This is a genomic window from Thermoanaerobacter sp. A7A (assembly GCF_000445185.1).
In the GTDB taxonomy this organism is placed as follows: domain Bacteria; phylum Bacillota; class Thermoanaerobacteria; order Thermoanaerobacterales; family Thermoanaerobacteraceae; genus Thermoanaerobacter.
This window is the reverse complement of record NZ_AVAF01000117.1, coordinates 1-15,747: the sequence shown is the minus strand read 5'-3', so window position 1 is coordinate 15,747 and position 15,747 is coordinate 1. Positions and strand designations below refer to the sequence as shown.

Annotated in this window: 15 protein-coding genes; 1 reads left to right on the top strand and 14 read right to left on the bottom strand. The window is 34.6% G+C overall.

The annotated features are described in order from the left end of the window. The 13 genes from M663_RS0108670 to M663_RS0108610 form a co-directional block, all read right to left on the bottom strand. Positions 1-712 (bottom strand): sigma-70 family RNA polymerase sigma factor (locus M663_RS0108670; protein ID WP_029688639.1); only part of this gene is annotated, 712 nt, incomplete at its 3' end. 31 nt (positions 713-743) lie between these two features. Beyond that, complete coding sequence (gene dnaG, locus M663_RS0108665; protein ID WP_004402118.1) at positions 744-2,534, bottom strand: DNA primase; 1,791 nt, start codon at positions 2,532-2,534, stop codon at positions 744-746. A gap of 148 nt (positions 2,535-2,682) precedes the next feature. Then, a complete protein-coding gene (locus M663_RS0108660) occupies positions 2,683-3,684 on the bottom strand; it encodes a deoxyguanosinetriphosphate triphosphohydrolase (protein ID WP_029688638.1) in 1,002 nt (333 codons plus the stop codon). A gap of 87 nt (positions 3,685-3,771) precedes the next feature. After that, positions 3,772-4,011, bottom strand: a complete 240-nt coding sequence (secG, locus tag M663_RS0108655; protein WP_029688637.1) for a preprotein translocase subunit SecG — start codon at positions 4,009-4,011, stop codon at positions 3,772-3,774. 117 nt (positions 4,012-4,128) lie between these two features. Next, positions 4,129-5,418, bottom strand: coding sequence for a phosphopyruvate hydratase (gene eno / locus M663_RS0108650; protein ID WP_029688636.1), 1,290 nt, complete (start codon positions 5,416-5,418; stop codon positions 4,129-4,131). A 38-nt stretch (positions 5,419-5,456) separates the two neighbouring features. Continuing rightward, positions 5,457-7,001, bottom strand: a complete 1,545-nt coding sequence (gene gpmI / locus M663_RS0108645) for a 2,3-bisphosphoglycerate-independent phosphoglycerate mutase (RefSeq protein WP_029688635.1) — start codon at positions 6,999-7,001, stop codon at positions 5,457-5,459. A 12-nt stretch (positions 7,002-7,013) separates the two neighbouring features. Continuing rightward, positions 7,014-7,760: a triose-phosphate isomerase gene (tpiA, locus tag M663_RS0108640; protein WP_012268685.1), complete on the bottom strand. Its 747-nt coding sequence runs from the start codon at positions 7,758-7,760 to the stop codon at positions 7,014-7,016. 13 nt (positions 7,761-7,773) lie between these two features. Beyond that, positions 7,774-8,958 (bottom strand): phosphoglycerate kinase, encoded by a 1,185-nt coding sequence (locus M663_RS0108635; protein ID WP_337954498.1) that lies wholly within the window; start codon positions 8,956-8,958, stop codon positions 7,774-7,776. Positions 8,959-9,021: 63 nt separating this feature from the next. Continuing rightward, entirely contained in the window at positions 9,022-10,029 is a 1,008-nt protein-coding gene (gene gap / locus M663_RS0108630; RefSeq protein WP_029688633.1) for a type I glyceraldehyde-3-phosphate dehydrogenase, read from the bottom strand. A 48-nt stretch (positions 10,030-10,077) separates the two neighbouring features. Continuing rightward, positions 10,078-11,100: a sugar-binding domain-containing protein gene (locus M663_RS0108625; protein WP_009053016.1), complete on the bottom strand. Its 1,023-nt coding sequence runs from the start codon at positions 11,098-11,100 to the stop codon at positions 10,078-10,080. A 138-nt stretch (positions 11,101-11,238) separates the two neighbouring features. Then, complete coding sequence (gene rpoN, locus M663_RS0108620) at positions 11,239-12,603, bottom strand: RNA polymerase factor sigma-54 (RefSeq protein WP_029688632.1); 1,365 nt, start codon at positions 12,601-12,603, stop codon at positions 11,239-11,241. Positions 12,604-12,703: 100 nt separating this feature from the next. Then, entirely contained in the window at positions 12,704-12,976 is a 273-nt protein-coding gene (locus M663_RS0108615; protein ID WP_003867199.1) for an acylphosphatase, read from the bottom strand. 15 nt (positions 12,977-12,991) lie between these two features. Further along, positions 12,992-13,816, bottom strand: a complete 825-nt coding sequence (locus tag M663_RS0108610; RefSeq protein ID WP_029688631.1) for a Cof-type HAD-IIB family hydrolase — start codon at positions 13,814-13,816, stop codon at positions 12,992-12,994. Positions 13,817-13,988: 172 nt separating this feature from the next. Between M663_RS0108610 and M663_RS0108605 the strand changes: the two genes are divergently transcribed. Beyond that, positions 13,989-14,411, top strand: a complete 423-nt coding sequence (locus M663_RS0108605) for a Fur family transcriptional regulator (protein WP_029688630.1) — start codon at positions 13,989-13,991, stop codon at positions 14,409-14,411. A gap of 50 nt (positions 14,412-14,461) precedes the next feature. On the opposite strand, the gene M663_RS0108600 is transcribed toward M663_RS0108605, so the two are convergent. Then, the coding region (locus M663_RS0108600; RefSeq protein ID WP_042805262.1) for a VanW family protein at positions 14,462-15,747 on the bottom strand (1,286 nt) is incomplete at its 5' end.

The window sequence follows — 15,747 nt, the reverse complement described above, 5'->3', positions numbered from 1 at the left end:
TTTCTTCTGGCATACCCATCTCTTTTGCCAACTCTTCAGGGGTAGGTTCGCGACCTAATTCCTGCAGCAATTGCCTTTGAACTCTTATCAATTTGTTTATAGTTTCTACCATGTGTACAGGGATTCTTATGGTTCTTGCTTGGTCTGCAATAGCTCTTGTGATAGCCTGTCTTATCCACCATGTGGCATAAGTACTGAATTTGTAGCCTTTTCTATAGTCAAATTTTTCAACTGCTTTGAGTAACCCTAAATTTCCCTCTTGTATCAAATCTAAGAAAAGCATTCCTCTTCCTACGTATCTTTTTGCTATGCTTACAACCAATCTTAAATTGGCTTCTATAAGTCTTTTTTTAGCTTCTTCGTCTCCTTGTTCGATTCTTTTTGCCAATTCAATCTCTTCTTCAGGAGTGAGAAGAGGAATCTTGCCTATCTCCTTCAAATACATTCTCACAGGGTCATCTATACTGATTCCTTCAGGAAGAGAAAGGTCTAAGTCTAAATCTTCTTCTGTTATTTCTTCCTGACGAGGTTCTTCCCCAACAATTTCAATTCCCATGTCTTCAAAAGCATCATATACCTTCTCAATTTGGTCAGGATTTAAATCAATATCTTCTAAAGAATCCATTATCTCATTGTAGGTGAGCATCCCAGTTTTTTTTCCTTTATTGATAAGTTCTGTAATGGCTTCTTTAGACAATTCTTCGTTGTTCATAGGTTTCCCCTCCCTATGGGTTTCTTTCTTTTTAGCCATTTTTTATCTTTAGCATCTCCTTTTCACAATTTTGTAATTCTATTAAAAGTTGCCTTTCTTTATCTATATCCCCCAACATATGAGCTTCATTGATGGCTCTTTTAATCTTTTCTCTTTTAACTGCCAAACTGTTAATGAGAATCTTGTTTATAATATCATCAATAGCTTGTTCAGTAATATTTTCACTCTCGTAAAAAGCTTTAATAATATCGTTAAAATCAGATATGAGATTTTCGTCTTGTAATAAATAAACAATATCATTTATTTGAGTTTTTTTCCCATCCTCCAACCTTGACATTATTTCTTCAAAAATTGGCTTTAATTTAACATTCTCCAGCATATCGGCAGTAATTGTTTCTTTCACCCTTTTGTAAAGATTATTATCATACAGCAGCAATGCAATTAAGTACTTTTCTGGTGATATTTTACTACTGCTACTGTATATATTATGCCTTATCTTGCCAGCCATATACATATTTTTTTGATTTTTTTCAATTTCCCTATTGACAAAACGAGCAACCTCTGTTCTCACTGCATTCTCAGATATTTGAGCAACTTTAGCCACTGAAGAAATATAGACTTCCCTTTTCACTTCATCAGAAAGTTTTGCAATATCTTTTGCAATTTTTTTAACATATATTATTCTATCTTGAGGGTTATCAAGGTCGAGATTTTTTCTATATACCTTTGCTTTAAACTCAATTAAACTATCGGCATTTTCTATTAATTGATTAAATGCTTCTACTCCTTCTTTTTTTATAAACTCATCAGGGTCTTTCCCATAAGGAATAGTCAGTACTTTTATATTTAAATTCAATTCATCAAGAATGTCAAGTCCTCTTAATGCGGCACTAATACCAGCTTCATCCGCATCATAAGCAATTACAACATTTCCTTTATACCTTTTTATGAGTCTTGCTTGGTCCCCTGTCAAAGCGGTTCCTAAAGATGCTACAGCACAATCTATTCCAGCTTGGTGTAAGGAAATCGCGTCCATGTATCCTTCTACAATTATAAATTTGTCTTGTTGAGTTTTTTTAGCAAAATTTATTGCAAATAGCGTTTTGCCTTTTTTAAAGACCTCTGTCTCCGGAGTGTTTAAGTATTTAGGCAAACTATCATCAATAGAGCGGCCTCCAAAACCTATAACATTACCCTTTACATCTATAATAGGAAACATTACTCTATTTCTAAACCTGTCGTAATAGCGGTTATTTTTTTGAGACAAAAGTCCCGCCTTTACCAGAAAAGTTTCTGTATAGCCTTTTTCCTTTAAAAAATTTAAAAGTCCATTTCCTTGAGGTGGTGAATAACCTATTCCAAATTTTTTTATCGTTGCTTCTGTCAAACCTCTTTTTCTTATATAAGCTAAAGCCTGTCTACCTTCTTCAGAAAAAAGCTTATTATAAAAATACATAGCTGCTAATTTATTTATTTTATATATTTCGTCAATAAGCTTCTTTCTTCGGTACTCCTGATCACTTAGTTGGCTTTCTTCAAGAGTTATTCCCACTCTATCTGCTAAAAATTCAATTGCTTCTTTAAAAGTCAAATTTTCAATATCCATTATAAAAGTAACAACATTTCCACTGGCATTACAGCCAAAACAGTGATAAACCTGTTTTTCTTGACTGACCATAAAAGATGGGGTTTTTTCTCTATGAAAAGGACACAGACCTTTAAATTCTTTTCCCGCTTTTTTTAGTTCTACATACTCTGATATAACATCTACTATGTCATTTGCTTCTATGACCTTTTCAATCATTTCTCTTGAGTAAGCCATCAATATCACCTAATTATTCTATTCGACAAAAATTGTTAAATTCCTCTTTACCAAATTAATTTATTAGTGACGACCAATATATATTCGACAAAAGATTTAAAAATCCTTCTTTGGTTTTATTAAATTTTTATTAAAATCAAAAAATATTTTACTCAAACCAAGGACTGGGCAAAAAAATCTCTTTGTATTTTAAAAAAGCATATTTGTCTGTCATACCAGCAATATAATCAGCAACAGCTCTTTCTCTTCCATAAATCTCAGCAAGTTTTATAAATTCTTGAGGCATCTTTTCAATATTGTCATAAAAGTAATAAAACAATTGTTCTACTATTCTTTTTGCTTTTTCCTCATCTTTTTTAGCTTTTGACCCAATATAAACTTTTTTGAACAAAAAATCCCTCAGGCTATAAGTAGCCTCATAAATCTCTTTACTCATTGAAACTTTCGGCTTTCCTAAGCTATTATTTATAACATCTTTTACCATTGTATCTATTCGCTTACTATGCTTATCACCCAAAATTGCTATTAAATCTTTTGGTAAATCCTCCGGCTTTAAAACTTTTCCCCTTATCGCATCATCAATATCATGGTTAATATAAGCTATTTTATCAGAAATTTGTACTACTTGTCCCTCTAAAGTCTGGGGATTTCCTGAGGTAGAGTGGTTACAAATGCCGTCCTTAACTTCCCAAGTCAAATTAAGACCCTTTCCATCCTTTTCCAAAATCTCAACCACTCTAATGCTTTGTTCATTATGTCTAAAACCATCTTTTAAAAGTCTATTCAAAACCTCTTCACCAGAATGGCCAAAAGGAGTATGTCCTAAATCATGACCTAAAGCAATAGCTTCTGTCAAATCTTCGTTTAACCTCAAGGCTCTCGCAATTGTTCTTGCAATCTGAGATACCTCTAATGTATGAGTCAGCCTTGTTCTATAATGGTCACCTTCTGGAGAAATAAAGACCTGTGTTTTGTGGCTCAATCTTCTGAAAGCCTTACTATGAATAATCCTATCTCTATCTCTTTGAAATTCTGTCCTTATATCGCATTTTTCCTCTTCTTTATCCCTGCCGCGAGTTTCACGGCTTTTTGTCGCATAAGGAGAAAGCAGCTGATATTCTAATTCCTCTGTAATTTCTCTAATTTTCATTTGACCACCCAGCCTTTTTTATTTGTGGTGGTAAAAATAAAAACCCATAAAAGGGTTTTTCCATTTCTTTTCTTGATACCGTCGTTTTTATTTAGCCATCATTACAGTCAACACCATAGACAAAATTATAAACAATACCGCCGCTATAGTTGTGAGTCTCTCTAGTGTCCCCTCCATGGTTCGAGCTTTATTCTTTCCAAAAAATGTTTCTGCTCCTCCTGCAATTACACCCGAAATACCTGCACTTTTGCCCTTTTGTAAAAGTATAACTACTATCAAGAAAATGCTAACCAAAATTTGTATACTCATAAGTACAGTTTTTAGCATATTTACACCGCCTTATCTCTAATTTTTGAAACACAATACCACAGTTTATATTATACAAAGAATTGTTATGCTAATCAAGAGGTTTTTATATAAAAAGGGAATCCTTTTTGGATCCCCTTATTTCTTAATATTGTAAAAAGCATTTTTGCCAAGATATTGAGCTGTGCTTCCTAAAGCTTCTTCAATTCTTAAAAGCTGATTATATTTTACGACTCTGTCAGTTCTTGCAGGCGCTCCAGTTTTAATTTGCCCTGCATTTACTCCAACTACAAGGTCTGCAATTGTAGAATCTTCTGTTTCCCCTGAGCGGTGAGACACAACAGCTGTGTAACCTGCTCTTTTTGCCATTTCAATAGCATCAAGAGTTTCTGTCAATGTTCCTATTTGATTAAGTTTTATGAGTATTGAATTTGCTACTCCCATGCTTATACCTTTTGAAAGTCTTTGAGTATTTGTTACAAATATATCGTCACCGACAATTTGAATTTTTTTACCGAGCCTGTCGGTCAAGAGTTTCCATCCATCCCAATCTTCTTCAGCAAGTCCATCTTCAAGAGAGACAATAGGATATTTATTTACAAGCTGTTCTAAAAAATCTACCATTTCAGCAGATGTCCTTACAATTCCCTCACCCTCAAAATGGTATTTCCCATCTTCTTTGTACATTTCAGTAGCTGCAGGGTCCAATGCTAATGCTATATCTTCTCCTGGAACATATCCAGTTTTCTCTATAGCTTCAAGAATCACCTGAATTGCCTCTTCATTTGACGTAAGGTTAGGTGCAAATCCTCCTTCATCACCAACTGTTGTACTTAACCCTTTAGAATGTAACACGTTTTTCAAATTGTGATAAACTTCTGAACACATTCTTAATGCTTCACGGAAGTTTGGAGCACCAACAGGCATTATCATAAACTCTTGTATATCTACATTGTTATCAGCGTGTTTTCCACCGTTTAATATGTTCATCATTGGCACAGGAAGAGTTTTTGCATTTACTCCACCAATGTATTGATACAAAGGTAAACCACATTCCTCAGCTGCTGCCTTTGCCACTGCCAAAGATACCCCTAAGATAGCATTTGCTCCTAATTTGCTCTTATTGGGAGTTCCATCTAGTTCAATCATCGCTTTGTCAATTGCTACTTGGTCTTGTGCTTCCATGCCAATTAGCTCAGGAGCAATAATGTCATTGACATTTTGAACAGCTTTTAGCACTCCTTTTCCCAAATATCTTGATTTATCTCCATCTCGTAACTCAACTGCTTCAAAAGCTCCTGTAGAAGCCCCTGAAGGCACAGCAGCTCTTCCTACGGCACCGCTATCTAACTCTACCTCTACTTCAACTGTGGGATTTCCACGGGAGTCAAGTATTTCTCTTGCAAAAATATCAATTATTGATGACATGACAATTTCTCCTTTCTTTTTAAATTTTATTTTAAATTTTATCTTCTTCCAATGATTAAAGATTTTCCCGTCATCTCTTTAGGAACTGGTAGTTTCATTATGTCCAAAATTGTAGGAGCAATGTCAGCCAGTATCCCATCTTTTCTTAAATCAATATCTCCCTCACCTATAACAATAAATGGAACTGGGTTTGTAGTATGAGCTGTCTGTGGCTCTTTTGTCACAGGGTCAATCATCTCTTCCGCATTGCCATGGTCAGCTGTTATAATTATTGTCCCTCCTACACTTTGAACAGCATTTACTATTCTTCCAAGGCACTCATCTATTGCTTCAATCGCTTTTATTGCAGCATTTAAAACTCCTGTATGCCCTACCATATCAGGATTTGCAAAGTTTAAAAGAATAAAGCCATATTGATCTGACATAATCTTAGGTATTACAGTATCTGTAACCTCATAAGCGCTCATTTCTGGCTTTAGGTCGTAAGTAGCTACTTTAGGCGAAGGAACTAAAATTCTTTCTTCCCCTTCATTTGGCTCTTCTACGCCACCGTTGAAGAAGAAAGTCACATGGGCGTATTTTTCTGTCTCTGCAATTCTAAGCTGTTTAATCCCTTTTTTACTTAAGTATTCACCAAGAGTATTCTCCAGTCTTTCTGGCTTATACGCCACATGTATGTTTTCAAAGGTTTCATCATATTGCGTCATAGACACAAAGAATACAGGCAAATACCTTTTTTCTCTTTCAAAATGATTAAATACCTCGTCAATAAAAGCTCTGGTAAGTTGCCTTGCTCTGTCAGGTCTAAAATTGAAGAATATTATAGAATCCCCCGTTTCTACCGTAGCAACTGGCTTTCCATTTTCTAAAATTACCGTTGGTTCTACAAACTCGTCAGTTTGGTCTTTTGAATAAGCTATATCTATTGCTTCCATTGGTGAATTAGCATAAACACCTTTTCCCAACACTATTGCATCATAAGCCTTTTTAGTTCTATCCCATCTTTTGTCTCTATCCATTGCATAATATCTTCCAGAAATCGTTGCAATTTTTCCTATGCCAATCCTGTTTGACTCTTCTTCAAACTGCTTTATATATTCCTTTGCACAAGCGGGTGGAACATCTCTTCCATCTAAGAAAGCATGAATATATATTTCTTTTAACCCATGTTCTTTTGCCAATTTCATTAAAGCAAATAAATGAGTTATGTGGCTGTGAACCCCTCCATCTGACAAAAGGCCAAAAAGATGTAGTTTTGAGTTGTTTTTCTTTACATTTTCTATCGCATCTAAAAATTCTTTTTTCTTAAAAAAGGTACCTTCTTTTATATCTTTACTAATTCTCGTAAGTTCTTGATATACTATTCTTCCCGCTCCAATATTTAAGTGCCCTACTTCTGAGTTTCCCATTTGTCCCTCAGGAAGTCCTACTGCAAGGCCACTGGCGGAAAGAGTCGTATGGGGATAGTTTTTAAAGTAAAAATCTAAATTTGGAGTATTAGCTTGATATACTGCATTTCCTTCTTTTTTGACTGATAGTCCAAACCCATCTAGTATAACTAGCATGGTTAATTTTTCAGGCATATAATCCTCTCCTTAATAATTGACAATCTTTGCAAAATCTGATGCTACAAGACTTGCTCCCCCCACTAAAGCCCCGTCTATATCGCTCTCTGCCATGAGTTCAGAGATGTTCTCGGGCTTTACACTCCCCCCATATTGTATTCTAACCAGATCTGCTTTTTCTTTTCCATAAAGGGAAGCTATAGTATTTCTTATAGCTTTTATCACTTCATTGGCGTCTTTAGCTGTAGCCGTTTTGCCAGTACCTATAGCCCAAATTGGCTCATAAGCTATTACTACATTTACAATATCATCGTGGGTAACGCCTTTTAAAGCCTCTTTAGTTTGACTTAAAACTACTTCAAAAGTTTTTCCTTCTTCTCTTTGAGAAAAAGATTCTCCTACACACACAATAGGACTTAAGCCGTGAGATAGAGCGGATAAAACTTTTTTATTGACCATTTCATCCGTCTCACCAAAATACTGCCTTCTTTCAGAGTGGCCTATTACAACATATTTTACCCCAATCTCTTTAAGCATTAAAGGTGAAATTTCCCCCGTATATGCGCCCTTTTCTTCCCAAAACATATCTTGTGCTCCGAGAAGAATATTAGTACCTTGAATTACTTTATTTACCTCTGTCAAATCCACAAAGGGAGGTATGACTACCACTTCTGCTTTTGCGTCTTTCACTTGAGGTATCAATTCATCAACTAATTTCACCGCTTCAGAAGGGGTCATGTGCATTTTCCAATTACCTGCAATTATTGGTCTTCTCAAAACAAACACCCCTTTACTTGTCATTTAAAACTTCAATTCCCGGCAACACTTTGCCTTCCAAAAACTCTAGAGAAGCTCCTCCTCCAGTAGAAATATGAGTGACTTTATCCGCATATCCTAATTGCTCTATAGCAGCTGCAGAATCACCGCCGCCTACTATAGTAATACCTTTGCATTCACTCAAAGCTTTCGCAATAGCCTCTGTACCTTTTGCAAACTCAGGAATTTCAAAAACTCCCATAGGCCCATTCCACACTACTGTCATCGCGTGTTTTATCACTTTTGAGTATTCTTCAATAGTCTTAGGTCCAATGTCTACTCCTATTTGGTCTTGAGGCATTTTGTCTATATCGACTACTTCATAAGGTACGCCTGATTTCAATTCTTTAGCAATAACTGTATCAACAGGAAGCATCAAATTAACACCCTTTTGCTTAGCCTTCTCCATTAATTCTTTAGCTAACTCTATTTTATCCTCTTCTAAAAGCGACTTACCAATTTCATATCCTTTTGCTTTTATAAAGGTGTAAGCCATACCACCGCCAATTAAAAGGCTATCTACTTTTTCTAATAGGTTTGTTATAACCCCTATTTTGTCAGAAACTTTAGCTCCTCCCAATATTGCAACAAAAGGTCTTTTTGGGTTTTCAAGAGCTTCTCCCATGATTGTAAGCTCTTTTTCAATTAAAAAACCTGATACTGCTGGTAAATACGCTGCCACCCCTGCTGTTGAAGCATGAGCTCTGTGAGCCGTACCAAAAGCGTCATTTACATATATATCTGCTAAAGAAGCTAATTCTTTTGCAAATTGAGGGTCATTTTTCTCTTCCTCTGCATGGAATCTCACATTTTCTAAGAGCAATACTTCGCCTTCTTTTAATGCGGCTGCTTTCGCTTTTGCATCCTCTCCAATTACATCCTCTGCCATAGAAACTTGCTTACCTAAAAGTTCAGATAACCTCTTTGCAACAGGTTTTAAAGAATATTCTGGATTTACTTTCCCTTTTGGCCTTCCTAAATGGGATATAAGTATTACTTTTGCGTTATTGTTTATGAGATATTGAATGGTGGGCAGTGCTGCTTTTATACGAGTGTCATCTGTTATATTTTTATTTTCATCCATAGGCACATTAAAGTCTACCCTTACCAGCACTCTTTTTCCCGCCACATCTATATCCCGCACAGTTTTTTTCATCACAAAAACCTCCTTATACTAGGATTTAAAGGTCCGGTCCATAAAAGGACACGGACCTTTTACTACTTAGAGTCTCTCAGCAATATATTTTGCAAGGTCTACAACTCTGTTGGAGTAACCCCATTCATTGTCATACCAAGAAACAACTTTTACTAATGTTCCTTCAATTACCATTGTAAGTGGTGCATCAACTATAGAAGACCTATCGTCACCTTTATAGTCCATTGAAACTAATGGCTCTTCAGAATAACCTAAAATGCCTTTCATATATGTTTCAGAAGCTTCTTTCAACGCTGCATTTACTTCTTCAACTGTAACAGGTACTTCAACTTCTGCTACAAGGTCTACAACAGAGACGTCTGGAGTTGGAACTCTCATTGCAAAACCATTCATTTTCCCTTTTAGCTCTGGAATTACTAAGTGAATTGCCTTTGCTGCACCTGTTGTAGTAGGTATTATTGACATAGCCGCAGCCCTTGCTCTTCTTAAGTCACTGTGAGGTAAATCAAGTATTCTTTGGTCATTGGTGTAAGAGTGAACTGTTGTCATCATGCCTTTTTTAATGCGGAATTTGTCATTAATAACCTTAGCTATTGGTGCTAAGCAGTTGGTTGTACAAGAAGCATTTGAAATTACATGATGGTTAGCTGGGTCATACATGTTTTCATTAACGCCCATAACAATTGTTATGTCCTCATTTTTAGCAGGCGCGGAAATTATAACTTTTTTCGCTCCAGCATGGATGTGCTTTATAGCATCATCTTTGTTTGTAAATCTTCCTGTAGATTCAATTACAATGTCTACTCCTAATTCTCCCCAAGGAAGTTTAGCCGGATCAGTTTCTTTGAAAATTTTAATTTCTTTGCCATTTACAATTAACGCGTCCTCCGTATAAGATACTTCTCCTTCAAATTTACCAAAAGTAGAATCGTATTTTAATAGATGAGCCAATGTTTTTGCATCTGTTAAATCGTTGATAGCTACAAATTCAAGATCAACATTTTTCTTAAATGCAGCTCTGAATACATTTCTTCCAATTCTTCCAAAACCATTAATAGCAACTTTAACACCCATTATGTATTCCTCCTTGATTTTTATTTTATAAACACCTGAAAAGGTGTTTTAAACAATTTTTAAAATCTCAAATGCAGCTCCTTCATCAGTGACAAGCACTTGTACATTGCCACTTCTGCAAGTAGAGACAATCGCTTCTGCTTTATTTTTCCCACCAGATACAGCTATTAAATTTTTAACAAGCTTTAGGTCTTCTAAAGTCAAGAAAATGCTTGGTGTTGCATAGACCACTTTTCCTTCTTTATCAAAATAATATCCTAAAGCTTCAGCTGTAGCATTGTTCCTTACTAAAAAATCTCTAATATCTTGGGGTAAATTTCTTCTCTCTGCCATTACATCTGCGCGACCTATTCCAAATATTAAAATATCAGCTTTTTTTAAGGTTTCTACCACATCTTTTATATCCGGCTCTTTGATAAGGCTTTTTACCGCTTCTTTGCCTAAATTATCCGGCACGTGCAACATTTTATATGTACCACCAAGTTTTTTAGCTAAAATTGAAGCGATTGTATTCGCTTGCTTTTCTACTTCTCTCCCCAATCCACCACGAGCAGGTACAACTACCATGTTTGATTTGGAATAAAGCTGAGGCATTCCATTAGCCACTTCCAGCACAGTTGAACCGCCAGTTAAAGCAATAATACTGTCATAATTTATTATAGTTTTTAGGTAATTCGCTGCTGATTTTCCTAATTCTTTTTTTATCATAGGATCTTGTTCTATGTCGCCTGGTACGATTATCACTTTCTCAATCCCCAGCTTGTCCTTTAACAAACTCTCAATATTGTTAAGGCCTTTAAGCTCATGTATAAAATCCTTCAAATTCTCAATTAATTCTTCTCCCTCTTTTGTGATAGTCATACCTAAGGGATTTATATCCACCAAACCTTGAGCCTTCAAAAAAGATACCTCAGTTCTAATTATTCGTTCTCCCATATTTAATTGATGCGAAAGTGCCCGTCGTCCTATAGGTTGATTAAAATATATGTTTCGCATTATAGTATATCTCTTTTGAAGTAAATCTATTAACTCTGGTACTATCTTTTGTTGTAAAGCTATAATATCTTTCATGTCATTTCCCTCTTCAGGACGGTTAAAGTCCCGTTATTCTATAAATGTCCCACATCTCATAAAAAAGTATTTACACTAACTATTTTATACTATTAATAAAGCTTTTTCAATAGCCTAAATGGGCATTTACATGCCCATTTAATATCTTCTTCTTTTGATAGTAGAAGGAATATTGCATTCCTCTCTATATTTTGCCACTGTCCTTCTTGAAATATTAATATTTTTTTCTTTTAAAATATCAGCTATTTTTTGATCACTTAGAGGATTTGCAGGGTCCTCTTCTTCAATCAATTTTTTTATGAGGTTTTTAATAGTTTCAGCAGAAAATTCATTCCCATTTCTATTGGAAATACCAGATTGGAAAAAGAATTTTATCTCAAAAAGTCCTCGAGGAGTTGCAACATATTTGCCGTTTATAGCTCTGCTGACAGTAGACTCGTGGATACCTACAATATCAGCAATTTGTTTCTGCGTCATAGGCTTTAAGTAATTGATACCTTTGTCAAGAAAATCCCTTTGTAACTCCACTATTGCTTTAACTACTTTATACAAAGTTTCTTTTCTGCTTTCTAAACTCTTTATAAGCCACATGGCTGATTGCAGTTTTGAATTTATATATTTTTTAGCTTCTTCATCATGGCTATTTAAAATAGAATGATAGTAATTATTAATCTTGAGCTTAGGAGTAACTGAATCGTTTACTATAACAAAATATTCACCCTCTCTTTTTATTACTTCCACATCTGGTATAATATATCCAACATCTGTTGTAGAAGAAAAGCTACTTCCCGGTTTAGGATTGAGTTTTTTTATAAAATCTACAGCTTGTTGCACTTCTTTTAGGGAAATATTGTACAACTTTGCTAAATATGAATACTTACCCTCTGCAATTTCCTCAAGATGATAGTCTACCAATTTTTTTACAATGCCTTTGTAACTATCTTGGGCTAAAAGTTGAAGTTTTAAACATTCTTGCAAATTACGTGCTGCAATTCCTGGGGGGTCAAAAGATTGAACTACAGATAATCCATCTAATACCTCTTCTTCAGAACATTCCAGAATCTCTGCAATATCTTTTATATCCTCTCTCAAATAACCACTCGGACTTAGACTAAATATTATATATTCACATATTTTCTGGATTTTGGGAGGAACAGGTGTTATGTGAAGTTGAAATAAAAGGTGGTCACTCAAAGAAGACTTTGGAGACACAAAGTTTTCATAATTGACTTCTTCTATTTCTTCATCATCGGAATCATCATAATACATTCTCTCTTCTGTTTCTCGTATATATTTAGACAACTCATACAAGTCATATTCATATGCATTCTCTTCTTCGGATGTCTCTTCTTTTTCAAGAAGAGGATTAGTCTCTAATTCCTGCTCTATAAGAGCATTAAGTTCTAAGGAATTTAACTGCAAAATCTCAATAGCCTGTTTTAGTTCAGGAGTCATTATAAGTTTTTGAGCTTGTTGAAGTTTCAGTTCGAATTCCATCCTCATATTCATGCACCCTCAATCGCAATTAATAAATTAACTCATTAAAGCTATTTTTTATTATTATATCACATTTAAACGTTTTATTGAATAAAAAAGAAGAGTACTAATAAATTCGAAAATCCTTGTACTCCCCTTTATAATCCGACCATCTTTCTTCCACATCCTCCACTCTTGCCCATCTCAAACCTGTTTTAATAAAATTTATCAATTCTTTAATACTTTCCTCTTCCCCTTCTGCAACAACTTCTACACTGCCATCATAAAGATTTTCCGCATAACCTTTAATTCCCAAAGAAACTGCCTTTTGATACACAGAATACCTCAGCCCCACCCCTTGCACATGGCCAGTTATACGCAAATGTACTGTTTTTTTCATAGAAATACTCCTTTCTTATGATTGTAATATAAATTTATCAATAACGTACTTTACACCGTCCTCCATATTAGATTTCGTTATAAAGTTTGCCACTTTTTTGACCTCATCAACAGCATTTTCAACTGCCACACCTAAACCTGCAAATTTGATCATTTCTATATCATTTTCACTATCTCCTATTGCTATCATTTCTTCTCTTTCTATTCCCAAATAACCTCCTAGAATTTTAAGGGCTCTTCCTTTGCTGACTCCTTTATTGACAATTTCAATATTGTCCATATAAGAACTGGTTATCTGTATTGAGGCATTCTTTGACAATTCCTCCCTTATGCTTTTTAATACTTCAACATCATCGTTAAAAACTATGATTTTTAAAATACTATCTTTTAATTTGTCCAACTCTTTTAACGGTTCCTTTATTTCTTGGACATTCACTTTTAACTCTGTTTTAAATAACTCATTCCATTCGGCATACCTTTGAAATTTATTTGTTATCTCCGGAGAAAACACCGTTTTGTCACTTATAAGCTGGAAATATGTATTGTACTTTTGGCATACTTTTATAATTTCCTCCATGCTGTCATAGTTTAGAAGGCTTTCATAAATAGTATTATTATCAGGGTCTCTTATCAAAGCACCATTACTTGCAATTATGTAAGTTCTAAAACCAATCATATCTGCGTAGGCATACGCGGAAGCAAAAACCCTTCCTGTAGATATTACTACATATACTCCTTTCCCCCGAGCTTTATGTAATGCTTCTATATTCTCTTTAGATATAGTTTTATCATGTCTTAGAAGAGTATCATCCATATCGATGGCAATTAATTTGTATTGCATTCCTTTCAACTCCTTAATTTATTGTGTTCAATTATATTATACATTATATCACTGTAAATTGCCATATCGCCGATATGTTCAAAAATAATTGACATTATTAATGAATAGAGATATAATTAAGACACAAAATATCAAAAGAAAAATATTATCTTTTGTGAAATGGAGTGATATAATGGAGGAAGCTGCTGCCCTGTTAAAACAAAAAGGGCTTAAAGTAACACCTCAAAGATTAGCAATACTTAATCTGCTTAGAAACACAAAAGAACATCCTACAGCAGAAACTATATACAAAAAGCTTGCCTCTGATTTTCCCACAATGAGCTTAGCGACTGTATACAAAACATTGGAAGTTCTGAAAAACATGGGATTAATACAAGAATTGAATGTAGGGGAAGGTAGCTTTAGATACGATGCTAACACCAATTCTCATCCCCATGTGGTCTGTATAAGTTGTGGTAAAGTAGAAGACCTTGATGAATCCCTTCTAAAAGACGTTTTAGAGGAAGTTAGTCAGCATACTGACTACAAACTTGTAGAACAAAAGCTCTATTTCTACGGTTATTGTCCGGCTTGCCAGCATAAACTTAATAATTAAATATCACCTCCCATTTTTTATTGATACAGAAAATGGGAGGTGATATTATGTTATGGTGAAAAAGCTTCTTCTGGATTACCCTGTGGTGGTTCTGGATTAATTTGAGCATTATTTTCCTTTTCTGTATTAGGTAACTCTTGAAATTTTGAATTTTCTACTTTTTTAGTTCCTCTTTTAATTACTCCATCTACTGGCTTATACACATCTGTATATAAAAACTCCCTTTTAACTAATTTGTTATTTTCATAAATCAAACGATATGTATTGACTTTATAGCCGGCATGAGGCTCTATTTCTACAACTTCTTCTCCTTGAGGTAGTGTGGGGTCATCTATATATTTTATTTTAGGCTCATATTTTTCAACAACCTCTGACTGAATATCTACCCATTTTGAAGGATTTTTCACATAGCCATATATGTTCATTACTAATTTGTTGCCTTCTATGTAGGACTCAATATATATAGGATATTGAGTAGAATTTTTAAATTTTAAGTCTAAAGCATCTCCAGAAATAGTAGCATCTTGTCCTGGTGGTACATAAGCTACTGGAAAACTGTGATGGTATCTTTCAGTAATTGTTATATCCGCCCGTAAAATTGCATTATACAAGGTTGTAGCAATTTGGCATACTCCTCCTCCTATATCCGGTACCAGTTTATTACCTATTATTACAGGGGCTTCTTTGTAACCGTTTTGTATTATTCTCGGTCCTAAAGTTTTATTAAGAGAAAATGTCTCACCCGGCATAAGCAAGGTATCATTTACGGCTCTTGCCGCCACTAGTATATTCTCTGAACGGTTTGCATCTTGAAGATTAAATACGGTAGAAAAAGTAGAAATTCGTCCATTAATCATTTCTAACATTGATTTTGAAATTTTTGCTTCAACTTTCTCCGCTACAATCTCTACTTCTGGCTTCTCTGTCTTTCCTTTTACTAATTCATCTATAAGCTGCTTTAGATTTTTTAAAGTTTTCTCTTTATTAACTTTTACCCCCTCTATATCTGATGTAATTTGTCTTACTCCTCTTATAATTTTTATTTTCGCATTAACTGGCTCTTTATCAATCTCTTGAGAAATTTTATCAACAAACTCTTTTAATTTCCTTTCATCGTATTTGGGATAAAAGTTAAAATATTTTCCCTCTTTTTCTGTTACATAAATTTCTCTCACTCTTGCAATAGGGTTTCCTTCTCTACCTATTTTGTAAGCTTCTTCTACCATTTCTTGATAGTTATAAGATAAATTGATATCTTCTGATGTGATAACAAAAATTTTATCTTGATACTTAGCTGTAACGGAAAAAGAAGAAATTTTTATCTTATCTTTAAGAA

Coding starts and splice junctions, on each gene's coding strand:
- rpoN (WP_029688632.1), bottom strand. CDS start 12,603: ATGAGGATGGAATTCGAACTGAAACTTCAACAAGCTCAAAAACTTATA.
- M663_RS0108610 (WP_029688631.1), bottom strand. CDS start 13,816: ATGCAATACAAATTAATTGCCATCGATATGGATGATACTCTTCTAAGA.
- dnaG (WP_004402118.1), bottom strand. CDS start 2,534: ATGGCTTACTCAAGAGAAATGATTGAAAAGGTCATAGAAGCAAATGAC.
- secG (WP_029688637.1), bottom strand. CDS start 4,011: ATGCTAAAAACTGTACTTATGAGTATACAAATTTTGGTTAGCATTTTC.
- eno (WP_029688636.1), bottom strand. CDS start 5,418: ATGTCATCAATAATTGATATTTTTGCAAGAGAAATACTTGACTCCCGT.
- M663_RS0108660 (WP_029688638.1), bottom strand. CDS start 3,684: ATGAAAATTAGAGAAATTACAGAGGAATTAGAATATCAGCTGCTTTCT.
- gap (WP_029688633.1), bottom strand. CDS start 10,029: ATGGGTGTTAAAGTTGCTATTAATGGTTTTGGAAGAATTGGAAGAAAT.
- M663_RS0108605 (WP_029688630.1), top strand. CDS start 13,989: ATGGAGGAAGCTGCTGCCCTGTTAAAACAAAAAGGGCTTAAAGTAACA.
- gpmI (WP_029688635.1), bottom strand. CDS start 7,001: ATGCCTGAAAAATTAACCATGCTAGTTATACTAGATGGGTTTGGACTA.
- M663_RS0108625 (WP_009053016.1), bottom strand. CDS start 11,100: ATGAAAGATATTATAGCTTTACAACAAAAGATAGTACCAGAGTTAATA.
- M663_RS0108615 (WP_003867199.1), bottom strand. CDS start 12,976: ATGAAAAAAACAGTACATTTGCGTATAACTGGCCATGTGCAAGGGGTG.